Raw genomic sequence first — 24,227 nt, forward strand, 5'->3', positions numbered from 1 at the left:
TCCTTTCGGCATATGTTCACCATGATCCTTCTCATGGGACTGATCCATGGTCCAAATCCTTCGTTACCCCATCTATATGCCTTGAATGAGATGAGCATGCCACCTTTTGAAAAACCTTGCTATATAAAGCGAAATAGAGAATGTTGCACCTAGCCACTTCGATGACAGAATAACCTTCCGATCACTGTTATCCCCAGATTTTTTTGATTCCCTTCTTCAAAGGGAAAATCCGGGGATAGACTATGCTTCCGAAGCAGCTTTCTTTCAGAAAGCTTTTAGGCGACATAAATAGTATTAATACATCTTTTCGCGCTCTGCCAGTTGTGTAAAATCGGACGGCCAAGGGTCATTTACTTCAATCATGGCTCCAGTTAACGGGTGGTTAAACTTCAACACTTCTCCGTGAAGCGCCTGCCTATCAATGGCATCCGCTCTTCCTCCATACAACTCATCACCGATGAGCGGATGTCCCGCATAACTCAGATGTACACGAATTTGGTGTGTGCGTCCTGTGTCCAGCTTCAATCGTACAAGAGTTGCCCGTTCCCACACTTCGACGATCTCCACATGCGTAACAGCTTCTTGACCACCTTCAGAGACACGTCTGCGCTGTTTGTGATGTCTGTCCTTGCCAATGGGACCATCAATTTTGTGCAGTTCGCGGGATAGTTGTCCCCCTGCAATGGCTACATAATGGCGACCAATCTCTTTGCGGCGCATCGCTTCATCCAGTTTGGCGAGGGCAAAAGCATTTTTGGCATACAGGACAGGTCCGGTTGTATCCTCATCCAGTCGATGAACATGGCGTACACTTGCCTGTATTCCGTTCATCTCATAATAGGAGGCAACCACATGATCCAGCGTGATGGCCTGATCAGCGCGGCTTCCATCCGGATGAAGTTTCATGCCTGCCGGTTTGTGCATAACCAAACAGAAATCATCCTCAAACAAGACCTCCGCCTCAGCCCAGCGTGGTTCGACATCGATTGGCTGAGACGCAAAAAGGGCCAGCCGAAGCCGGTCCCCTGCGAGTTGTATTCCTCGGTTTGCTTTAAGCTGACGTAGCAGTTTCTCCGGAAACTGAAGTTCAGACAATAGCCATTGCTCTGCAGCCATCTGTTTGTCCGAGCTGCCGGTTACGGTTTTTCCTGGCATCAGCTCAAGCCATTCCCCACGGCGTTTCCAACTTTTGATCGTCATAGCGATTGAAGAGCTTTACGATTCGCCTCGATCGTATCGTCAATATCCTGCTCCGTGTGCACACCAGAGACAAACATGCCTTCGTATTGCGAAGGCGCAACACTCACACCTTGATCAATCATGGCCGCAAAATAACGACGGAATTGATCCAGATTGCTTTCTTTGGCAATATCATAATTGGTTACCGGAACGGCACTGAAGAATGGACAAACCATGGAACCCACCCGGTTAATGGTTATCGCGACACCCGCCTCAGATGCATTTTTCTCGAATCCGGCTTGCAGACGTGCAGACAGTGTCTCCAGACGGTCATAGACCTCTGGTGTTAACAATTTGAGCGTGGTATATCCTGCGGCCATAGCCAGCGGATTCCCGCTTAGTGTACCTGCTTGATAGATCGGTCCCGTAGGAGCAATCTGTTCCATCAGATCCCGGCGACCACCATAAGCACCAACCGGGAGTCCGCCACCGATAACTTTCCCCAGACAAGTCAGGTCGGGTGTAACCCCATATCGTCCCTGGGCACAGTTCAACCCTACGCGGAAACCGGTCATGACTTCGTCAAAAATAAGCAGGCTGCCATATTGCGTCGTCAAACTGCGCAAGCCTTCCAGGAAGCCGGAAGCCGGAGGTACAACCCCCATGTTACCCGCCACAGGTTCCACAATAACAGCGGCAAGTTCTTCACCATAACGTTCAAAAGCAAGTGTCACAGACTCCAGATCGTTATAAGGTACCGTAATGGTATTCACAGCTACGCCTTCAGGCACACCTGGACTATCTGGCAGCCCCAGCGTTGCAACACCTGAGCCAGCCTTGATCAACAAGCTGTCCGCATGTCCATGATATGATCCTTCAAACTTCAGAATTTTACTGCGTCCGGTTACCCCACGTGCCAGTCGAATGGCACTCATGGTTGCTTCCGTACCGGAATTAACCATCCGCACAATATCGATGGAAGGTACACGCTCACAGACCAGTTTCGCCATCTCGGTCTCCAGCAAGGTAGGTGCACCAAAGCTTGTTCCTTTAAGGGCTGTCTCACGCAAAGCTTCTACAACGTCAGGGTGTGCATGTCCCATGATGAGTGGACCCCACGATCCTACATAGTCAATAAAAACATTGCCATCAATATCGTAGATTTTGGACCCTTCGCCGCGCTCCGCATAGATTGGCGTAAGTCCCACCGATTTGAATGCGCGTACAGGGCTGTTCACCCCCCCGGGTATGTACTGCTTCGCTTCCTCAAACGCGCTACGTGAGCGCTCATCATTACGACGATTACCTTGTTGTACAGTCATGTGTATCCTCCCCAATGTCGATTATTTTATTTCTCAGCCAACCAGCGAGAAGCGTCTTTTCCGTAGTAGGTAATGATCATATCTGCACCCGCGCGTTTCATACTGAGCAGGATTTCCATGGCTACTTTTTTCTCATCGATCCAGCCTTGAATCGCCGCCGCCTTAACCATGGCATACTCGCCACTTACATTATAGGCAACAAGCGGAAGATCAAATTGATCCTTGATGGTGCGCATAACATCCAGATAGGAAAGGGATGGTTTTACCATCAACATGTCCGCTCCTTCCAGCACATCCGTTTCGGCTTCACGCAGAGCTTCTCGTGCGTTGGCCGGGTCCATCTGATACGACTTGCGGTCCCCGAATTGTGGCGTTGAATCTGCTGCCTCGCGGAATGGGCCATAGAATGCAGAAGCATATTTTACAGAGTAGGACATGATCGGAATGTGACTGAATCCATTCTCATCCAGCCCGGCACGGATCGCTTGTACAAATCCATCCATCATGTTGGATGGTGCAATAATGTCCGCTCCTGCTTTGGCTTGGGACACTGCCGTTTGCACGAGCAGATCAAGTGATTCGTCATTTAACACATCTCCGCAGATGTGACCGTCAATCTCCACGGTGTGTACCATACCGCAGTGACCGTGATCTGTGAATTCACACAGACAAGTATCTGCAACAACCAGCAGCTCTGGGTACCACGATTTGATCAATCTCGTCGCTTCCTGCACAATGCCATCTTCAGCGAAGCCAGATGAACCCACACTGTCCTTCGTCTCAGGAATACCGAACAATAACACGGCTGGAATTCCCAACTCGGCAATTTCTGTTACTTCTTCCTGAAGACGATCCAGCGAGAAACGGAATACCCCAGGCATGGATTTGATTTCGGATTTAACATTTTCTCCATACGTTACATAGATCGGTTGAATAAAATCATCCACGGTTAGATGGGTCTCTCTGACCATATTGCGAATACCTGTGGATTGGCGTAAACGGCGATGCCGTACAATTGGAAAACTCATACGTGTAAACCTCCCTGAAAGTGTAATAGAGCAAAAAGGGAAGCGCGCTGGTATCCTATCGAATTCAGCACGCTTCGTATGTCAACATATTACTTGTGTATTAATTCCGAAGAACGCCTTCCTTGGCGCTTGTCCGTTTCCAGTCACATAGAACTGTGATCAAGCTATCCATCGTCGCTTCCTCTGCCATGAGCGTAACACGCAGTCCAGCGGCCTCTGCAGTCTTCGCTGTAACCGGTCCGATACATGCAACCTCCACATCTTTTAACAAAGGCAGCGGATCTTGCAATCCCATCCGTTTCAACATACTCATGAAGTTGGTAACCGTCGATGAACTTGTGAAGGTCACCGCATGTATACCGCCTTCTTCAAGCAGCTTGAGCAGTTCATCATCATCTTCACCAGCGAGGATCGTATCATAGATGATGGCTTCGGTGACTTGAAGTCCTCGTTCTCGCAGCTGGTCACGTAACCACGTACGAGCCAGATCACCGTGCGGAAGCAGGACTTTCTGGCCTTCCTTCAGTTCACTTTCAAAAGTCTCAAGCATGCCTTCGGCCTGGAAAGGACCTTTGACAACCTCTGCAACGATGCCATGTTTGCGCAAAGCGTCTGCTGTGGATGGTCCTACGGCAGCAATTCTTGCCTGATGAATGGAGCGAATATCCTTGCCTTCCTGTTCCAGATGGCGGAAGAAGAACTCCACGCCGTTCACACTTGTGAAAAATACCCAGTCATAGGTATTTAAAGCACTGAACGCGTCTTTGACACTTTGCTGCGCAGATTCACTGGAAGGCATGACCGTCTCAATGACCGGAAACTCATACGGTTCGCCGCCGAGTTCCTCAATGCGATTCACGAGTTCACTCGCCTGACTGCGAGCACGGGTCACCAGAATTCGTTTGCCAAACAGCGGCAGCGCCTCTGCCCATTTCAACTGTTCCCGTTGATTCACGACATCCCCTACCACAATAACAGCAGGCGGTTGGAAATTGGCTGCGATCACTTTCGCTTCTATATCTTCAAGGGTACCTGTAATGGTATCCTGTTCCGCTCGTGTTCCCCAACGAATCAGTGCTACTGGTGTTTGTGCTGGACGACCATGACGAATCAACTGTTCGCTGATATAGCCAATTTTGGCAACACCCATCATAAATACAAGTGTACCCGTCGCATTCGTCACTTTATCCCAATGGATGCTGCGATCGAGCTTGTCCGGACTTTCATGCCCCGTAATGATGGAGATAGAGGACGCATAGTCACGGTGTGTCACGGGAATTCCGGCATACGCTGGCACACTTATCGCAGCTGTTACCCCAGGCACAATCTCAAATGGAATGCCGTTTTTGTGCAGCAAATCCGCCTCCTCGCCCACGCGTCCAAAGATCGTCGGATCGCCACCTTTAAGCCGTACCACAACCTTGCCTTCCAGAGCCAGATCAACCAACAGTTGATTGATCTCTTCCTGTTTCATCGTATGCCGATCCGGGCGCTTGCCCACGTAAATCTTGACCGCGCCAGGTTTCATTTGTTTCAACAATCTCGGACTTGCCAAACGATCATAGACTACAGCATCGGCTTTACCGATGGATTCCCACCCTTTTACCGTAATTAGCTTTGCATCCCCAGGACCTGCTCCTACCAAAAAGACCTTCCCCACCATGTCTTCATCCCCTAACTTCTGCCAGTATCTGCTCTGCTCCCCGTTCGATCAATCTCCAAGCCACTTCTTCTCCCAGACGAACCGGGTCTTTGCCAGTCAGAGCTTCCTTAAGAATCAGTCCACCATCCGGTGTACCGACCATACCTGTTAATTGTAACGTGTTTTTGCCATTCAGGGAATCTGCATCTTGCTGAGGCAGCCACACCGCATGAGCACCAATCGGGACCTGACAGCCCCCATTCAATACACTGAGAAAACGGCGTTCCGCCTGTACAGGAAATGCTGTCTCGGGATCATTATACAGCTGCAACAAGTGCAACAATTCCTCATCGTCTTCACGGCATTCGATACCAAGCGCCCCCTGGCCCACAGCCGGAAGGCAAGCTGTTTCGGTCAAGTACTCGGTAATCCGGTCTTCCCAGCCCATTCGGTACAACCCAGCAGCAGCCAGAATAATCGCATCAAGGCCTTCAGTCTCCAGCTTCCGCAGACGGGAATCGATATTGCCGCGAAGCGATTCCAATTGCAAATCTGGACGATAGGCTTTTAATTGACTGGATCGGCGCAGACTGCTTGTCCCAACTCTTGCGCCTTCTGGCAATTGATCCAGCGTAAGTCCACCATTGGAAATCAGCGCATCCCGTGGATCTGCACGACGGGGAACAGCGCCATTAATTAATCCTTCGGGTAACTCGGAGGGCATATCCTTCATGCTATGCACAGCCATATCAATGGTACGATCAAGCATCGCCTGTTCAATTTCTTTGACAAACAATCCTTTGCCTCCCACTTTTGACAGCGTTACATCCAGAATGAGATCTCCCTTTGTAACAATCTTATGTACTTCAAAGTCAAAAGCTAATCCTTCCCGCTCACAAATGTCGCGTAAATCCTGAATGACATGACCTGTCTGGGTTAGCGCAAGCGCGCTCTGTCTACTTCCAACTTTAATTGTACGCATATCTATACTTCCTCCTGATTACGGGATATCCAGTCCCCGATTTCTTCTTCGGTCCACCACCGGAAATGGCCTGTACGAATATCTTCTAGTATGTTCATCTCAGTTAACTGCCGAAGCAACGTACTTCTAAGACTAGCAGAAGATACGCGTGCCTTCACCTCGGTCCTCATCTGGTGCAAAAACTCAAGATACGTCTCATACTCATCACCGAACTGTCGTTCGAGTGTGGCTCGTATCTCAGCAGCTGCTGCCGGCCCCGCCCCTGCTGTGGATATCGCTATGCTTAATCTTCCACGTCTGACTACGCTTGGCGTAATAAAGCTGCTGTGCTCCGAAGACATCGCGTCATTCACCAATATGCCCGCATTCCCAGCATCCCGAACCACAGTTGAATTGACCTCTGATCGGTCAGTCGCTGCATATACGAGAAAGGCCCCCCGCAAATCTCCATTGCGGTAGGACCGGTCTATCCATTGAATTCGGGATTCATGATGCAGTTGTTTTAATAAGGGAGTAAGCTCCGGACTAATGACCGTAATCTGAGCCTCGGCATGCAGCAATCCCTTAATTTTACGTTCGGCAACACGTCCACCACCAACTACACAGCACTTCTTGCCTGAAGTATTCACAAATATTGGCGTGTAACGCTCCATTTCCCTCACTCTCCCGTCCAACGATGAAACGCTGAATACGCATTGGATAAAAAGCTCACAATGACCAATCCGTATCCAATCAGTGTCCATCTTGCCATGATGATCGTAGAGAACTGTTTTCTTCTCTTGAATACGAAGTAACCTACGTAGATGGCTATAGCAAGACCTGTAGCAATTACTTTGAGGTCCAGTAGCAAGATCCATCGTCTTTCCGCCACAATGGATAATACGGCAAGCATTACAGAAACACCAAGGAGCGGCGTTCCTATCAATGTAGCACCATCCATGTACTTACCGATCACTTCCAGGCTTGGCAGCCGGCGCATCGTATCATTCCACTTTTTTTTCTTCAACTTATGGTGCAAGAAAAGATATAACAAGGCAAATACCGTAGCAACGGTTAACGCCGCAAAACCAAGATTCGCCAAGGTGATATGCATGATGAGTAATCCATGTACTGTTTGCCAGTTATGCAGGGATATCTCTCCGGCCGTAAACCACAGGCGGTTTAATACCGTAACGGAAAAACCTACAACATTCAGCAATAAAATCACAAATTCAGAACGCTGGATACGAGTCATGACAAGAGACATCAGCACAATACTGAATGAAAATATAAACAAAAAATCAAAGGTGGTGTAGATTGGAAAATGTCCTTCAGTCCACATGCGCAAAATGACATGTGTGACCTGAAGTCCCCAAACAACGACAAGAAACCCTGTGCCTGTCCGCTTCGCCCCCGCATTGCGTCGAATGCAGTCCGAGAAATAGAACAGTAGGCTCAGGGCATACATATAGATTAAAGCTTCATAGACTTGTTCAGCAACGGTCAAGCTGCCCACCCGCCTTATACGCCTGCCGGAGCATAAGCCGGCACGGGGTCTTGCCGGTTTTCGTTAAGGTGAGCGGCTGGTTTAGCCAGAGCTGTGGCGTCACTCTGACTCACTTTTTCAGCGGCCATCTCCACTGCATTTTCCAAAGCGAAAATCTGAGTAAACATGCGCAGAGCTTCATCACCTTGCTTCGTTCCTGCCATTTCCTTAATCCGATTAATCGGATCTGTCGTCATTTGATTCACAATACTCTTGGTCAAACGACGAATGACTTTACGCTGATGTTCATCAAGCTCAGGCAGTTTATTAAACAGGCTATCCATCGTTTCTTCATGAATGGAGACACCTTTTTCCTGCAAAGCGCGAATAACGGGACGAACACCCAACGTTTTGAGCCAATGGTAATAATCTTCCATCTCAAGCTCAATCATTCTCTCAATCTTGGCAGCTTCCACCTTACGCATCTCCAGGTTGCTCTCCACGATTCCTTCCAGATCATCAATGTCATAGAGATATACGTTGGATAACTCAGCAATCGCCGGATCAATATCCCGTGGAACCGCAATATCAATCAGGAACAATGGACGGGATTGACGACGCTTCATGCTCTCCCGTACCACTGCCGCATCCATGACATAACGTTCAGCTCCAGTAGAACTAATCACAATGTCCACTTCATTAAGACGATCTAATGCTTGTTCCATCGTACAAGGTGTGCCCCGGAACTTGGCTGCCAACTCTTCGGCTCTTGCGAGCGTACGATTTGCCACGATGACTTCGGATGCCCCGTTGGCATAGAGATGTTTCACGGTTAGTTCACTCATCTTGCCGGCACCCAATATGAGCACCTTCTTATCTGTGAACATGCCAAAAATCCTCTTACCAAGCTCAACAGCAGCATAACTGACAGATACGGCGCTCTCCCCGATGGAGGTCTCCGAATGGGCCCGTTTGCCCAGTGTAACTGCCTGTTTGAACAGCATATTAAACCAGGTACCTGTTGATTTCTCTTCCTGAGCTTTAAGAAAAGCCTGTTTCACCTGTCCAAGTATCTGAGTCTCACCAATGACCATGGAATCAAGTCCGCAGATCACACGGAACAAATGGCGCATGGCTTGGTCATCTTCATATATATATAAGTGTTGCGTAAATTCTTCCCGTGGTACATTAAACCATTGTTCCATGAATGTTCGAATAAAATAACCACACATGTGAAGACGGTCCACCACAACATACAACTCGGTACGGTTACATGTGGCTACGATTACACCTTCCAATACACTCTTGGTCAGCTTGAGCTGCTGCAGCGCTTCAGACAAGTCCTTTTCTGCAAATGTGAATCGTTCCCTAACCTCTACAGGCGCCGTGCGATAATTCAAACCAACGACAACGATGTGCATTGCAAGTTCACCTGCCTAATAAATTTCCAATCAAAGTGCTTACTGCATATGTCTATCCATTTATGATTGACATGGTTAATTATATCACACATCATAGCCGTGACCGGGTCATTTTTATGAAATGTTTATGAAATCCCCATGTTCATCATCATATGCACTGTCATTTATTGTAGTGTCTCACCAAAGTTCCCCGTTATGCGTTAAAAAGTGTCGATTATGAATATTCATAATGATATGGACATTTAAAACAAATAGCCATGGAATAATTCCATGGCTATTAAAGTTTGGGAGGTTATGCGTCCATCCCGATATGTGAACATTGTGTATGCAATATACTATTTATTTAAACCCATTCTGAATGTTTGTTCATCTCTGGTGTTTCAACTTGCAATTCGCCCAATCCACGTACCAGCTTCTTTGCATACGTTTTTTCCGGCTTTAATACGGATACCAGGTAGTCAATGGCCAACTGTGGGTCAACGGTATCCCCGCAAGTGTAACAATCAATTGCTGCAAAACCTCTCTCAGGATACGTATGAATGGAGAGGTGACTCTCCGACAAGAGTACAAGAACGGTCGCTCCCTGTGGGTCAAACTGCTTGGACTGCACGGACATTACTGTCGCACCACATGCCTCCGCTGCTTCAACCATTTGGGCTTGCAAGTACTCCGCATTGTTCAGTAGATTAAAGTCGACACCCCAAGTATCAACAGCAACGTGTCTTCCGAAAGTTGAATATTCCACCCTTCGGTTCCCCCTTCCTAGGAATAAAATGTTTGAAAAATTTCATCCGCTAGGACCTACGTCATTCACTTCCCGAGGGAAAAATCTCTCGCAACATATAATGTCCTGAGTGAATCCTGGTTCCTATATTGTTTTCAACGAGATTAAAAATAACATTGAATCCGAGTGAAATCAACCCTTTTCCAGAAGATTGTAAAATAAATATTTTCATTCGGGATGATTTGACCCTACAACAAAAAATCCCCCTGAAACCTCCGCATTGGCAAGTGCCAAGACCCGGAAGATACAAGGGAATTCATTACATTTTTATACGTGTATAGACATACACTTTCAGGTTAATAAGCTTCAAGCTCAAACAACCGTTTTTGATAACGAACAAGAGTCTCATCAATCTGATGAAGCTGATCAGCAGTCGCATCTTTTCTAGTGTCCAGCAGTGAATCAATCTCGGCATACACACGGTTGATTTCGCGTTCTACATCTCTGGCCAGGAACAGATGTTGCAATTCGAGCAACGTATTTTTGTATTCATAGATCACTCGGGTATTCTCCCCGGTTTTCTCCACAATTTTACGGACAGTGCCTTGAGCATAAACATACGTCATGGTGAACCCTTTATAGATTCGATGAACGACCCCGTCACCCTTAAAAGTCATAAAGAGCTTCCGGACAACATTGGTCAGATGCAGATTCACCAGGCGGCAAGATAACTCACAGATATAAAATCCTTCTATGCGATCAAAAGGGAAATGAACCTCTTCTCCACTTACATCCCCCAACACAACCTCCTGACATCCATTGTCCAACACCTTAACCCGATGATGGAGTCGGCCGTCTTCCGTCATGCGCAAAAACTGATGCATCTGGGGTTCTGACAATTTCATAGTGGCCTTAACATACTCTGTGGCTAACCGCTGAGCCATACAAATCTCCTCAATTCTTTCCCGATTGTTTTGCCTTCCTGCACTGTAGCAGTAATCTCAAAATTCTTCAGGCCGGCGAAGCCGGTGTTTTGGGTACTGTTGGCAACATGCACCTATGCTCATTATACACTACCTTAACGCTATATTTCTCCAGACCCAGATGATGAATTCTCACGAAATCCCATAAATAACCGGATTAATCTTGATCTCATCCAAGATTCACTTAACATGCTCACTTTCCCACACTAAAACTGTATACTATCTCGGTTATCCGTTAATTTCGTTGTTTTCTTCCTCTTCAGCAGTACCCTCTGCATCCAGAACTGGTGCATACTTATCTATGCGGGCATGGCGGGTAATGATGTCCCATAACTCCTCTTTCCCCAATCCCTCTTCGGATGAAAACGGCACAAACAAATCCCCTGAACGAAGACCCAGTGATTCCTTAATAACTTTGATATGTTTGGCTCTACGTGTTTTGGGAATCTTGTCCATCTTGGTTGCTACGACAACCAAAGGCAATCCATTGTGACGAAGCCATTCATTCATCATCTTATCTTCCTTGGATGGCTCATGTCTCATATCCACCATCTGCATAACCAGTTTCAATTCCTCGCGTCCGAGCAGGTATTTCTCCATCATTTTACCCCAGGCAAAGCGCTGCTCTTTGGAAACCTTGGCGTAACCATATCCCGGGAAATCGACGAAGTAGAGATCCTGATTAATTTTATAATAGTTCAGCTGCTGTGTTTTACCTGGTGTCGCACTCGTCCGAGCCAGATTTTTACGATTGATCAAACGGTTGATCAGGGAAGATTTCCCCACATTGGATCGACCCGCCAACGCAATCTCTGGCAGACCGTCCTCTGGGTATTGTTCAGGCCGAACGGCACTGATAATAAATTCAGATTGATTTACTTTCATATTGTATCTTTCCTCTCTTGAACGCCTTTGCTATGCATAACCTGTTGAAGTTATTATGCCATGGATTGTTCTATCATACCAAAAAAACCGTTCCAGCGGACGCCGAAGCCTCCGCAGAACGGTCTACTCTTCATACGAACCTTTCGGATACGTGGATTACAGGTGGATTCCTGCCTGCTCAACAAGCGCATGCTGCAATACCTGATCCATATGGGCGACCGGGACAAACTCCACATCTTCCTTGATGCTGTCTGGAATGTCACGCAGATCCCGTTCGTTATCCTTAGGCAATAATATTTTTTTATAACCTGCACGATGGGCTGCCAGTGATTTCTCTTTCAAACCACCAATTGGCAACACACGTCCACGCAATGTTATTTCACCAGTCATGGCGATATCCTTGGATACATGTTTGTTCGTCAGAGCTGAGATTAACGCTGTTGCCATCGTAATCCCGGCAGATGGACCATCCTTCGGAATCGCTCCTTCCGGAACGTGGATATGAATATCGTTCTTCTCATGGAAATCAGGCGCGATCCCAAGCTGCGTAGCTTTGGAACGTGTGTAACTGAATGCGGCTTGTGCCGATTCCTTCATGACATCCCCCAGTTTACCTGTAAGAGTCAATTTACCCGTTCCAGGCACAACAGTCACCTCAATGACAAGGGTATCTCCGCCAACTTCAGTCCACGCCAGACCCGTTACGGTACCAATCTGATCTTCCAGTTCGGCCATGCCATAACGGAACTTGCCAGGTCCAAGATAGTCTTTGATCTCATCTGATGTGATGTTAATCTGACCTTCCACACCAGACACGATATTCTTGGCAGCTTTCCGGCACAACGAAGCCATCTGCTGTTCCAGATTACGTACACCTGACTCCCGTGTATATTCACGAATTACACGCAACAACGCGTCATCCGGGATTTCCAGTTGCCCTTCTTCCAGACCATGGTCCTGCTTCTGTTTGGGCAACAAATAGTTTTTCGCAATTTGCAGCTTCTCCAGCTCCGTGTAACCAGGGATGTTGAGCATTTCCATCCGATCCAGCAATGGACGCGGAATATTGTGTACCGTATTGGCAGTTGTTACAAACATAACGTTGGATAAGTCAAACGGCAATTCTACAAAGTGATCACTAAACGTATTATTCTGTTCCGGATCAAGGACTTCAAGTAACGCTGCAGAAGGGTCTCCGCGGAAATCTGAAGCCATCTTATCAATCTCGTCGAGCAGGAATACCGGATTAAGTGAACCCGCCGTTTTCATTCCCTGAATGATACGACCAGGCATGGCTCCTACATAGGTGCGTCGGTGTCCACGAATCTCGGCTTCATCGCGCACGCCGCCAAGAGAGATTCTGACAAACTCCCGTCCCAGCGATCTCGCGATCGAACGGGCAAGTGATGTTTTACCGACCCCTGGAGGTCCAACTAGGCAGAGAATTGGCCCTTTAAGCTTCTTGACGAGCTTCTGGACCGCCAGATATTCAAGCACACGTTCTTTGGGCTTTTCCAATCCGTAATGATCTGCATTGAGCACATCCTCGGCTTTTTGGATATCCAGATCATCTGCTGTCATCTGGCTCCAAGGAAGGCCAAGCAGCCAATCCACATAGTTGCGTATGACTCCGCCCTCGGCTGAGCTTGCAGGCATTTTCTCCAGTCGATCAATTTCTTTCTCAACCTTTTCTTTCACCTTGTCCGGCAAGCCGAGTTCTTCCATCTGCGTGCGAAGTTCCTCAACCTCACCCGCTCGGCCTTCTTTTTCACCCAGTTCTTTCTGGATTGCTTTCATCTGCTCACGCAAATAATATTCCTTCTGCGTTTTCTCCATCTGTTTCTTCACACGTTGGCTGATCTTGCGTTCAAGCTCCAGCACTTCGCGCTCATTGTTCAGGATATCCAGCAATTTCTCCAGACGTTCCCGAACGTCGATGGTCTCCAGAATTTCCTGTTTATCCTTGATCTTCAAGGACAGGTGACTCGTGATGACATCGGCCAAACGCCCTGGTTCTTCAATGTCAGACACCGCAGCAAGTGTCTCTGGCGTCACTTTTTTGGACAGATTAATATAATTCTCGAACTGGTTCAGAACGGTACGCATCAAGGCATCCGTCTCCGGATGGGTATTCTCCTCTTCAGGCAGCTCTTTTGCCAGTACTTCATAATATTCCTCGTTGTCCGTATATTCAATAATTTCAGCCCGTTCCAAGCCTTCCACGAGTACACGAATCGTACCATTCGGAAGCTTCAGCATCTGTCTGACCTTGGCCACGGTTCCGATTCTGAAAATGTCTTCTTGTGTTGGTTCTTCAATATTTACTTCGGCTTGGGAACATAGGAGAATCAGATGTTCTTCTACCATCGCTTTTTCTAAAGCCTTGACCGATTTCTCCCGGCCCACATCGAGATGCAGTACCATACTCGGGTAGACGAGAAGTCCTCTTAAAGGCAGTAAAGGAAAACGACGACCTTTCGCTTTGCTCGGTCCCATCGCTTTCGCACCTCCAATGGCTCTCAGGTTGTAGTCATTCATTATTCTATCAAATGTTCACATAAAAAACCAATGAAGGGAAGCGTTTAGCAGCTTCCCGAATCTGTAACCTGTCCTGGACGAGGCACGTCAGCACGCAAATAGGAAGCAGATGCCGGTGGAAAAATCTCCGGTGCAGGGGTAACTGTCTCCTCTGCAAGCTTCGTCTGTTCCAGCTGTTGTTCCGGAACCCAGGCGAACACTTCACGGAATACGTCCTGTACCGTATCTACCGGAATAACGCGCAAGCCATCCAAGTTCTCGAAAATGGACTGCCAGTTCTCGGCGGGAATAATAACCGTCTTCGCTCCCGCCTGAAAAGCAGCCTCCACCTTGGCCAGCACGCCACCAATTGGCTTGACCCGACCATGAATACTGATCTCGCCAGTCATCGCTGTCTCATGATCCACAGGACGTCCCTGAATGGCTGATGTAATGGCAGTCGCCATGGCAATTCCGGCTGATGGACCATCAATAGGCGTCCCACCTGGGAAATTCACGTGTAAATCGTAATCATTCGGACGAATACCCATGGCTTTTAATACGGTTAACACATTTTCAACCGAGCCTTTAGCCATACTTTTCCGCCGGAGTGTACGCGAACCGCCTCCAATCTCTTCTTCATCCACAACGCCTGTGATGTTAATTCGGCCTTGATCTTTAAGAGCCGGAACAGCAGACACTTCAATTTCCAAAATGGTTCCCATATTCGGTCCGTATACCGCCAAGCCGTTAACAAACCCCACCTGAGGCTGTGAAGGGACCTTTCGGTCAGGCCGTGGCTGAATCTGACTGCTACCAGCCACCCACTCTACATCGGAAGCTTGAAGCGTCTCACGCTTCTCTGTCAGCGCAAGTCCAGCAGCCAGCTGGATGATATTGACCGCTTCACGTCCGTTGGTTGCATATCGCTTGACCACCTCAACGGCTTCCGGACACGGACTGAACCCTATTTTCTGGACAGCATCTTCTGCAATTCGTCCAATCTCTTCAGGCAACAAAGGACGGAAATAAACTTCCATGCAGCGCGAACGCAAGGCCGGTGGCAGTTCATGAGGGGAACGTGTCGTTGCTCCAACAAGGCGGAAATCGGCCGGCAGGCCATTTTGAAAAATATCGTGGATATAAGCAGGAGTATGCGTGTCTTCAGAGTTATAGTACGCACTCTCCAAAAACACCTTGCGATCCTCCAACACTTTCAACAGCTTATTCATCTGAATCGAATGCAATTCACCAATTTCATCAATAAAAAGCATTCCCCCATGCGCTTTGGTCACAGCCCCCGGTTTTGGTTGGGGAATACCTGCAACGCCCATGGCTCCTGCTCCCTGATATATCGGATCATGAACCGAACCAATTAAGGGGTCCGCAATACCACGCTCATCAAAACGGGCTGTTGTTGCATCCAGCTCGGTGAATTTCGCGTCTGGTTTGAAAGGGGAAGATGGATTCTTCTTCGCCTCTTCTAGCACAACCCTTGCGGCAGCTGTCTTCCCGACTCCGGGAGGGCCATAAATGATAACATGTTGCGGATTCGCACTGCATAATGCAGCTTTAAGGGCACGAAGCCCGTCTTTTTGCCCAACAATATCATTAATGGTAGCTGGACGCGTCTTCTCCGACAGCGGCTTGGTGAGTGAGATCGAGCGCAGCTTGCGCAGTTTCTCCAGTTCCTTGCGAGATTCACGCTCAACAGCACTGCGGTTGGTTTTCTGGCCACGCAGCAGGTTCCAGAAATACAAACCAATCACCACTCCAAAAAATAACTGAATCAACATTATGAACATTCCGAAATCACCCATGTCTCAACATCCTCCTTCTGTCCCTATTCTCATATGAGATCATGCTAATACTTGGTAGTATAGCCTTTTCAACGAGACGTAAACGGGCAATGCGGAATTTGTAGACGAGAATATAAAAAGCTCGCCATTGCTGGCGAGCTTTTGTTGTGACAGGATATGAATCAATCAGTGCGAACGACCAGGAATAACACCTGTCTCTTCGTAAGCTTCGACGATTTTGTCGATCTCTTTTTTCAATTCCTCAACCATGATTTCTTCAGGCACTTTACGGATCATCTTGCCATGACGGAACAAGAGACCTTCTCCACGAGCACCGGCAATCCCGATATCCGCTTCTTTAGCCTCACCTGGACCATTAACCGCACATCCCAACACCGATACTTTAATCGGCACCTTAAGTTTGGAGATATACTCTTCCACTTCGTTGGCAATGGAGAACAGGTCGATATCCAAACGTCCACATGTTGGGCAGGAAATCAAAGTAGCTGCATTCGTAATCAGTCCAAATGTTTTGAGCAGATCACGAGCAACCTTGATTTCTTCTACAGGGTCCGCACTCAGTGAGATCCGCATCGTAGAACCAATACCCATGGACAACAAGGCTCCCATACCTGCAGAGCTTTTGATCGTACCGGAGAACAGTGTACCTGCTTCGGTAATCCCGAGATGCAACGGATACGGAATGATCTGAGCTGCTTTGGTATATGCCTCAATTGCCATCGGCACATCCGATGCTTTGAGAGACACGATGATATCGTGGAAATCAAGCTCTTCCAGAATACCAATGTGATACAATGCACTTTCTACCATAGCATCAGCCGTAGGATACCCATACTTCTCAAGAAGGTGGTTTTCCAGAGACCCCGCATTTACCCCGATCCGAATTGGAATACCGCGTTCTTTACATGCTTTCACGACTTCTTCCACTTTGGAACGTTTACCGATGTTACCTGGATTAATCCGTACTTTATCAATACCGTTCTCAATCGCAAGCAAAGCCAGCTTATAGTTAAAATGAATGTCCGCTACGAGCGGTATATTAATGCGTTTTTTAATTTCCTTGATGGCTGCGGCAGCTTCCTCGTTATTCACCGTGACACGTACCACTTGACAGCCCGCTTCTTCCAGTCGCAGAATCTCTGCAACCGTTGCTTCAACATCTGCCGTTTTGGTTGTACACATACTTTGGATAATGACTTCGTTACTGCCACCGATCGTTACGTTTCCCACTTTCACGGGACGTGTATCCTGTCTTAAATACATGAGTGATTTCTCTCCCCACAACGTCAAAGCTCCACCCTGACAGAGACATGAATTCGCCTTCTGCCAAAGTGGAGAACTGACAAGTCTATATTTCAGAGTTCAACGGGATTCAGGCCTTCATTAGGCGCTTTCTTCCTGCTTATCGTCCTTCGATTGGCTTAGTTCAGGCACAACTCTTTTCTCAACCACTTCTTCGGTAATGACACAATTCGTAACATCTTCACGTGAAGGCACTTCATACATGATTTCAAGCATGATCCCTTCAATGATGGCACGTAATCCACGTGCACCTGTGTTACGTTTAATTGCTTCTTTGGCAATCGCAAGCAATGCAGCTGGTTCAAATACCAGATTCACATTATCCAGCTCAAGCAGTTTTTGGTACTGTTTGGTAAGCGCATTTTTTGGTTCGGAAAGAATCCGTACCAACGTATCTTCATCCAGCGGCTCCAAAGTGGAGATGACTGGCAGACGGCCTACAAACTCCGGAATCAGACCAAATTTCAGCAAATCTTCCGGCAATACCATGCCCAGGTATTCGCCTGGTTTCAGATCTTTTTGCTCGGAAACGGTATTGAAGCCAATGACTTTTTTACCGATACGGCGTTTGATCATTTGCTCCAGACCATCAAAGGCACCGCCACAGATGAACAGAATGTTCGTTGTATCGATCTGAATGAATTCTTGATGAGGATGTTTGCGGCCACCTTGTGGTGGTACAGAAGCCACAGTTCCTTCAAGAATTTTCAAGAGAGCCTGTTGCACACCTTCGCCCGAGACATCACGAGTGATGGATGGGTTTTCGGATTTACGCGCTACTTTATCAATCTCATCGATATAAATAATGCCACGCTCTGCTTTTTCCACATCATAATCAGCAGCCTGGATCAGTTTGAGCAGGATGTTCTCTACATCCTCACCCACATAACCTGCTTCTGTTAATGACGTAGCATCCGCAATCGCAAAAGGTACATTCAAAATTTTTGCCATCGTTTGTGCAAGCAACGTTTTACCAGAACCCGTAGGTCCTAACAGCAAAATGTTACTCTTCGACAATTCAACGTCTTCGATCTTGCTTTGGGTGTTGATCCGTTTGTAGTGATTATACACAGCAACAGACAATGATTTTTTCGCTTGTTCCTGTCCAATAACATATTGATCCAGAATATTACGAATTTCTTTTGGTTTTGGAATATCTTTGAGGTCTATTTCTTCATCATGACCGAGTTCTTCCTCAACGATTTCGGTGCAAAGTTCGATACATTCATCACAAATGTACACGCCTGGTCCAGCGACCAGCTTACGTACCTGCTCCTGAGATTTACCGCAAAAAGAGCATTTCAGTTGCCCTTTCTCATCGTTAAATTTAAACATGAAACCACCCCTTTAGGAATTGATCGGTCTACTGAGCACCTGGTCAATAATGCCGTACGTCTTAGCTTCTTCAGCGCTCATGAAGAAGTCACGGTCTGTATCCCGCTCAATTTTCTCAAGAGGTTGACCCGTACGATCGACGTATATTTGATTCAGTTTCTGACGTGTTTTAATAATCCATTCTGCGTGTATCTTAATATCCGCAGCCTGTCCTTGAATACCGCCAAGTGGCTGATGAATCATTACTTCACTGTTCGTCAGCGCATATCTCTTGCCAGGTGCACCGGCTGTTAGCAATAACGAGCCCATGCTTGCTGCCATCCCTACGCAAATGGTAGATACATCCGGCTTGATAAATTGCATCGTATCGTATATACCCATCCCTGCGGTGACAGAACCACCAGGTGAGTTAATGTACAAGCTGATATCCTTTTCAGGATCGTCGGCTGCCAAAAACAAAAGCTGTGCTATGACAAGATTGGCTACATCGTCATCAATCGCACTGGTTAGAAAGATAATGCGATCTTTCAGCAAACGTGAATATATATCGTAAGACCGCTCGCCTCGATTGGTTTGTTCTATAACCATTGGCACCAGACTCATGAGACCAACCTCTTTTCTACATGTAATTAGACATAGGCCACCTGTAAAGCAAACCCAAATTCATTCTAACACTTTCCTGTGACAATGTCATTTTTCACAAGAGGGGTCAGATATCAGTTTGATTACTTTTTTAGCCTGATCATATTTAACCATGTTTTCTATGTATGTGCAAATTGAAGCCATCCTATGCCGTCTTGCCGTTTTTTATTTGCTTGAAGTACATAGGTATGTAAAAAGTGTACACAGATCAATAAAATTAGTTTACATCCATATAATTACTTCATTTTCTATAAAATGGATGTAATAATTTAAAAATAAGGCACGCAATAATTCACGTGCCTTATCGTTTATTCAACTGACAAGTTGATCACAGCTTGTCTTATTTTTCGTCAGCTTCTGCAACAACTTCTTCAGCCGGAGCTTCAACCGGTTCAACAACTGTGCTGTTCTCAACAAGAACGTCAATCGTTTTACGCAGTTTCACTTCATCGCGAAGGCTGTCCAGGGAACCATTACCTTCGAGGATGCCACGGATCTCTTCAGCAGGACGCTTGTAAGATTCAGCCATTTTCTCGAGTTCTTGATTCACTTCTTCATCAGATACTTCAATGTTCTCCGCTTTACCTACAGCTTCAAGCACCAGGTTGTTGCGAACACGTTTGGAAGCATCTTCTTGCATTTGTCCTCTCAGGTCAGCTTGAGTCTGGCCAGAGAAGCTCAGGAACATTTCAAGGTTCATACCTTGGTTACGCAGACGGTTGTCGAAATCACGCATCATGTTTTGTACTTCGCTGTCAACCATTGCAGCCGGAATGTCCACTTCAGCGTTCTCAGCCACTTTTTCTACAACTGCATTTTCTTGTGCAGCTTTAGCTTCGTCTGCTTTACGGGATTCCAATTGTGTTTTCAGGTCAGCTTTGTACTCTTCAAGCGTGTCAAATTCGCTAACATCTTTAGCAAACTCATCATCCAATGCAGGAAGCTGTTTGCGCTTGATTTCGTGAATTTTCACTTTGAATACCGCTTGTTTGCCAGCAAGTTCTGCTGCATGGTAGCTCTCTGGGAAAGTCACTTCAACGTCTTTGAAGTCACCTGTGGACAGACCCACAACTTGCTCTTCAAATCCAGGAATGAATGTGTTGGAACCCAGTTCCAGGGAATAACGCTCAGCTTGTCCACCTTCGAAAGGTACGCCATCAACGGAACCGTCGAAGTCGATTACTGCAACGTCGCCGTTAGCAGCGGAACCTTCGTCAAGTACAACGAGTTCAGCGTGACGTTGTTGAAGACGCTCAAGTTCTTCAGTCACGTCTGCTTCAGTTACTTCACCTTTTGCTACAGCAACTTCGATTCCTTTGTACTCACCCAGAGTCACTTCAGGTTTCACAGTTACTTTCGCTTTGAACTTGAATGTTTGTCCTTTAGCGAATTGTTCAACATCTACGTCAGGACGATCAACCGGGAAGATATCCGTTTGGTCGATTGCTTCTGTATAAGCTTCAGGAAGCAAAATGTCGATTGCTTCTTGATAAAGACTCTCTACACCAAAACGTGCTTCGAAGATGGAACGTGGTACTTTACCTTTACGGAATCCAGGTACGTTTGCTTGTTTAACCACTTTATTAAAAGCTTTGTCGAGTGCTGCGGTTACACGATCCGCATCCACTTCAACCTCAAGAACCCCAAGGTTCTTCTCTATCTTTTCCCAAGTTGCTTTCATTGTATACTTTCCCCTCCAAAATTCACATGTTCACGTAGGCAATCACGTACAAAATAACCATTTTAGTATAAACAAGATTAGATTCTTTTTCAAGGGGAATCCCTTGATAGAGTTTAAGGAAAACGTTTCCGGCCTCGATTACCCGTCCAAACCGGCAGATACAAACTGTTTCATGGAACGATAAGCCTGCTCGAGTCGAAAGCGCATCGCCCCTGTCACAGCATACATTGAGCGTGTATTCTCCTCATCATGCGAACCACCTAGACTGTCTGCAACGGTCATATGTAGGGCTGCTGCCCATATATCTGTCATGGAATCATTTTCTTCCAGCATCGATATATAATCGCGGGTTCCATACACCGCCATGACATATTGTATCCACAGTTCCTGGGCAAAGTAAAAGAGCGTAGGTTCGTGAACCTCCGTCTGATCTGCCACTCGTTCCAGAATCTGAACAATTTGAAGCGGGAATTCCTCTGGTTTAAGAGGCACCGTATCGATCTCGACTTCAACCTGCTCTTCGCCTCTCGTAAACTGGATCATACCTTGAACACCTCGGCGACGCAAGGTTTGCAACACCCGAAATTGAAGCAAAGGGTGAAGCGTCTTGTCTTTTAACCAATGGGTTAGTGCCTCGTCAATCTTCGGTAGATCCAGATAGGCCAGCTGCTCCAAGGCCAGCATCGTCTGTTCGGATAGCGGCTCCTCCATTACAGTACGAAGCATCTTATCTGCATATCCATCATCCTGTTCAAGCTTCATTCGAGCATGATGCCGTGCCATGTCATCCTCACTGATCTCTTCTTCCTCTTCCCGTTCTTCAAGAATGGCAGGCGAGGTTTCTTCATATTGAGGGAACGCCGCCTGAAGCCATTCGAGCAGGGCCCGCCATTCATCATAATGGCGCTCTTCCTGTCCCTGACATTGCAGCAAAAAGTGAAGCAATTTCATCGCTTCACCATACCGTTCATTTTCAAGCATAACTGTCAATTGAATCTGGTAATAGTCCAGCGTCTTAGGAAACAGCACAATATTGTTGTTATGCTCGGTTTCCGGGGTCGTGGATTCCTTAATGGGAGCACCTCCTCTATATCCTGAATCTCCAGTTGGAATCAACTTAAATAGATGTATATATTAAAACGAATGTCGATCTATTTTTTGAGTTCTCCTGATATTCTAACATAACCGTAAATATAATGAAAAAAACGTTACTGCCGCCAAATATCATATACGAAAAACAGATTAAAATAAAATGCTTGATATTCCTGTATGCATATGATAAAATCAATTTTGCTTGAAAAAATTCATGTCTCAGTAGCTCAGCTGGATAGAGCAACGCCCTTCTAAGGCGTCGGTCGGGGGTTCGAATCCCTCCTGGGACGTAAAAAAGAGAACTTCCTTCGGGAAGTTTTTTTGCGTTCTGGGGATGAGAACCCCAACGGTTCGTCGAAGCATTCGCTTCGGTAGCACCACTTCTCAGTCTCGACTGCAAGGAGAGTATCCCTCCTGGGACGTAAAAAAAGAGAACTTCCTTCGGGAAGTTTTTTTGCGTTCTGGGGATGAAAACCCCAACGGTTCGTCGGAGCATTCGCTTCGTTACATATCTATGTCCCTTCATCAATATGTTTGCATTAGCTCATTCCATGGGTCACCATTTCTTAATATCGATGTTAGTATCGAAGATCTAACGAACCTAGGACACTTTATTAGACCCAAACACAGCATCATGGAATTCTAACGAATTTTAGAGAGCTTATTTCACCATTCCGGCGGATTAACTCACACAGATTGCAGTAAATTACCTGATTAATGTTGCTGAGGTTCATTAGAATCTGCGCATAGCGGTTATCCATTACTATAAGACCTCTGCGATTCGTTAGAGGTTTGTCAGGACCATGATCGTCAGAGCTCCGCATTCTTGTGGGTGCTTTTTTCATTTCATTGCTCAATATTGACACGGAATGTTATGCTTGCGAAGTGGATAATGTAACAATCCATACATATCAACTTCATAGAAAACAGGAGATTTTATCAATGTCATCTTCAATACAGCAGCACTCGTCCCTCCATGCCGAGGAAGAACATTCTTCGACATCCAAAAGATTCGGCCTGTTATTAGCAGGCATTATCGTTATCGCCGCTACCATGAGGTCACCGATCACAGCAACCGGACCTGTAGTGGAGATGATTCGCTCAGATACAGGTATCGGCCATACGATGGCCGGGCTTCTGACCTCACTACCTTTGCTCGCCTTTGCAGCAGTCTCTCCTTTTGCACCACGTCTTGCCAAACGGTTAGGACTGGAATCTGCTCTGCTATTGGCTGTTATCATCGTGACCATCGGAGTGGCCTTACGCTTGTTGCCTTCCGTTCTCTCCTTATATACCGGAACCGCAATATTGGGATGTGGCATTGCATTAAGCAACGTGCTTTTGCCAAGTTTGATCAAACGTGATTTTCCATTGCGGGTGGGGATCGTCACCGGGTTATATTCTGTATCCATGAACATATTTGGCGCCATCGCCTCAGGCGTGAGCGTGCCCTTAGCTGGATCTACATCTATGGGTTGGCGCGCTTCGTTAGGTATGTGGGCCCTGTTGTCCATACTTGCGCTTCTCTTGTGGCTCCCCCAGATCGCAGCAGGACGCAAGCAGATGTTATATGTTACCTCCCAGAGCGAAGGGACACCCGTGCGTCTAAGGACCTCTACACTAGCCTGGTTCATTACTTTATTTATGGGTCTGCAATCTCTAATATTCTATACGACGATTACCTGGCTACCCGAAATTCTCGCTGAGCAAGGGTTCAGCCCCACTTCAGCAGGGTGGATGCTCTCCTTGATGCAGATGGTTAGTGTACCGGCTACCTTTATCGTTCCGATCCTGGCCGGCCGAACGCAGAATCAGCGTGTTCTAACCACGATAACGTGCTCTTCATTAATTGTCGGGTATGCATTATTGCTAAGTGGCATCGCTTCGCTCGTTACCATCGGTGTCACATTGGCCGGAATCGGTGCCGGAGCTTCGTTTGGACTGGTAACCATGTTCTTCGTCCTTCGCTCAAAAGATGCCAGACAAGCTGCCAGCCTGTCCGGTATGGCCCAGTCCTTCGGATATATGCTGGCGGCAGTGGGACCTCTACTGTTCGGCATGCTTCATGACTGGACAAAAGGATGGACCCTTCCGTTGCTCATTCAGGTCATTCTGGCCATTGCTTTATTAATCGCAGGGCTTCAAGCCAGTAAAAATCGGATGATCGGTTAGTCATACCATTCATTAACAAAAAATAAATTAACAAA

Annotated in this window: 19 protein-coding genes and 1 tRNA gene; 2 read left to right on the plus strand and 18 right to left on the minus strand. The window is 46.9% G+C overall.

The features are described 5' to 3' along the window. Window positions 1-294: 294 nt before the first annotated feature. From MKX40_RS24425 to MKX40_RS24510, 18 genes are all read right to left on the minus strand, one after another. Window positions 295-1,200, minus strand: coding sequence for an RluA family pseudouridine synthase (locus MKX40_RS24425; RefSeq protein WP_339237095.1), 906 nt, complete (start codon window positions 1,198-1,200; stop codon window positions 295-297). After that, on the minus strand, window positions 1,197-2,501 hold the full coding sequence (hemL, locus tag MKX40_RS24430) for a glutamate-1-semialdehyde 2,1-aminomutase (RefSeq protein ID WP_339237097.1): 1,305 nt from the start codon (window positions 2,499-2,501) through the stop codon (window positions 1,197-1,199). Before hemL ends, MKX40_RS24425 begins: the two co-directional genes overlap by 4 nt. 26 nt (window positions 2,502-2,527) lie before the next feature. Further along, on the minus strand, window positions 2,528-3,529 hold the full coding sequence (hemB, locus tag MKX40_RS24435; RefSeq protein ID WP_017692601.1) for a porphobilinogen synthase: 1,002 nt from the start codon (window positions 3,527-3,529) through the stop codon (window positions 2,528-2,530). A gap of 100 nt (window positions 3,530-3,629) precedes the next feature. Next, the gene (gene cobA, locus MKX40_RS24440) at window positions 3,630-5,192 is read right to left on the minus strand and encodes a uroporphyrinogen-III C-methyltransferase (RefSeq protein WP_339237099.1); all 1,563 of its coding nucleotides are present in this window, start codon (window positions 5,190-5,192) and stop codon (window positions 3,630-3,632) included. A 4-nt stretch (window positions 5,193-5,196) separates the two neighbouring features. Further along, a complete protein-coding gene (gene hemC, locus MKX40_RS24445) occupies window positions 5,197-6,153 on the minus strand; it encodes a hydroxymethylbilane synthase (RefSeq protein WP_339237100.1) in 957 nt (318 codons plus the stop codon). A gap of 2 nt (window positions 6,154-6,155) precedes the next feature. Further along, window positions 6,156-6,806: a bifunctional precorrin-2 dehydrogenase/sirohydrochlorin ferrochelatase gene (locus tag MKX40_RS24450; RefSeq protein ID WP_339237102.1), complete on the minus strand. Its 651-nt coding sequence runs from the start codon at window positions 6,804-6,806 to the stop codon at window positions 6,156-6,158. A gap of 5 nt (window positions 6,807-6,811) precedes the next feature. Then, a complete protein-coding gene (gene ccsA / locus MKX40_RS24455) occupies window positions 6,812-7,600 on the minus strand; it encodes a cytochrome c biogenesis protein CcsA (RefSeq protein WP_339243188.1) in 789 nt (262 codons plus the stop codon). 53 nt (window positions 7,601-7,653) lie between these two features. Continuing rightward, window positions 7,654-9,039: a glutamyl-tRNA reductase gene (gene hemA / locus MKX40_RS24460; protein ID WP_339237104.1), complete on the minus strand. Its 1,386-nt coding sequence runs from the start codon at window positions 9,037-9,039 to the stop codon at window positions 7,654-7,656. A gap of 343 nt (window positions 9,040-9,382) precedes the next feature. After that, window positions 9,383-9,784: an adenosylmethionine decarboxylase gene (gene speD / locus MKX40_RS24465; RefSeq protein ID WP_339237107.1), complete on the minus strand. Its 402-nt coding sequence runs from the start codon at window positions 9,782-9,784 to the stop codon at window positions 9,383-9,385. A 335-nt stretch (window positions 9,785-10,119) separates the two neighbouring features. Beyond that, window positions 10,120-10,707, minus strand: coding sequence for a non-ribosomal peptide synthetase module (locus MKX40_RS24470; RefSeq protein WP_339237109.1), 588 nt, complete (start codon window positions 10,705-10,707; stop codon window positions 10,120-10,122). 267 nt (window positions 10,708-10,974) lie between these two features. Then, complete coding sequence (gene yihA / locus MKX40_RS24475; protein WP_339237111.1) at window positions 10,975-11,631, minus strand: ribosome biogenesis GTP-binding protein YihA/YsxC; 657 nt, start codon at window positions 11,629-11,631, stop codon at window positions 10,975-10,977. A 156-nt stretch (window positions 11,632-11,787) separates the two neighbouring features. Next, entirely contained in the window at window positions 11,788-14,127 is a 2,340-nt protein-coding gene (gene lon / locus MKX40_RS24480) for an endopeptidase La (RefSeq protein WP_339237113.1), read from the minus strand. 86 nt (window positions 14,128-14,213) lie between these two features. Then, a complete protein-coding gene (gene lonB, locus MKX40_RS24485; protein ID WP_339237116.1) occupies window positions 14,214-15,968 on the minus strand; it encodes an ATP-dependent protease LonB in 1,755 nt (584 codons plus the stop codon). Between the two features lie 165 nt (window positions 15,969-16,133). Next, on the minus strand, window positions 16,134-17,231 hold the full coding sequence (ispG, locus tag MKX40_RS24490) for a flavodoxin-dependent (E)-4-hydroxy-3-methylbut-2-enyl-diphosphate synthase (RefSeq protein WP_339237119.1): 1,098 nt from the start codon (window positions 17,229-17,231) through the stop codon (window positions 16,134-16,136). A gap of 120 nt (window positions 17,232-17,351) precedes the next feature. Further along, entirely contained in the window at window positions 17,352-18,605 is a 1,254-nt protein-coding gene (gene clpX, locus MKX40_RS24495; RefSeq protein WP_253440333.1) for an ATP-dependent protease ATP-binding subunit ClpX, read from the minus strand. A 12-nt stretch (window positions 18,606-18,617) separates the two neighbouring features. Further along, the gene (clpP, locus tag MKX40_RS24500; RefSeq protein WP_036605886.1) at window positions 18,618-19,208 is read right to left on the minus strand and encodes an ATP-dependent Clp endopeptidase proteolytic subunit ClpP; all 591 of its coding nucleotides are present in this window, start codon (window positions 19,206-19,208) and stop codon (window positions 18,618-18,620) included. Between the two features lie 379 nt (window positions 19,209-19,587). Beyond that, window positions 19,588-20,928, minus strand: coding sequence for a trigger factor (gene tig, locus MKX40_RS24505; RefSeq protein ID WP_339237122.1), 1,341 nt, complete (start codon window positions 20,926-20,928; stop codon window positions 19,588-19,590). A 138-nt stretch (window positions 20,929-21,066) separates the two neighbouring features. Further along, window positions 21,067-21,909, minus strand: coding sequence for a hypothetical protein (locus MKX40_RS24510; RefSeq protein WP_339243189.1), 843 nt, complete (start codon window positions 21,907-21,909; stop codon window positions 21,067-21,069). A 327-nt stretch (window positions 21,910-22,236) separates the two neighbouring features. On the opposite strand from MKX40_RS24510, the gene MKX40_RS24515 reads away from it, so the two are divergent. Both MKX40_RS24515 and MKX40_RS24520 read left to right on the plus strand, forming a co-directional pair. Continuing rightward, window positions 22,237-22,310, plus strand: a tRNA-Arg gene (locus tag MKX40_RS24515). A gap of 652 nt (window positions 22,311-22,962) precedes the next feature. After that, window positions 22,963-24,192 (plus strand): MFS transporter, encoded by a 1,230-nt coding sequence (locus MKX40_RS24520; protein WP_339237125.1) that lies wholly within the window; start codon window positions 22,963-22,965, stop codon window positions 24,190-24,192. The last annotated feature ends 35 nt before the right edge of the window (window positions 24,193-24,227 follow it).

This window comes from Paenibacillus sp. FSL R5-0517 (assembly GCF_037974355.1).
Taxonomy (GTDB): Bacteria; Bacillota; Bacilli; order Paenibacillales; family Paenibacillaceae; genus Paenibacillus.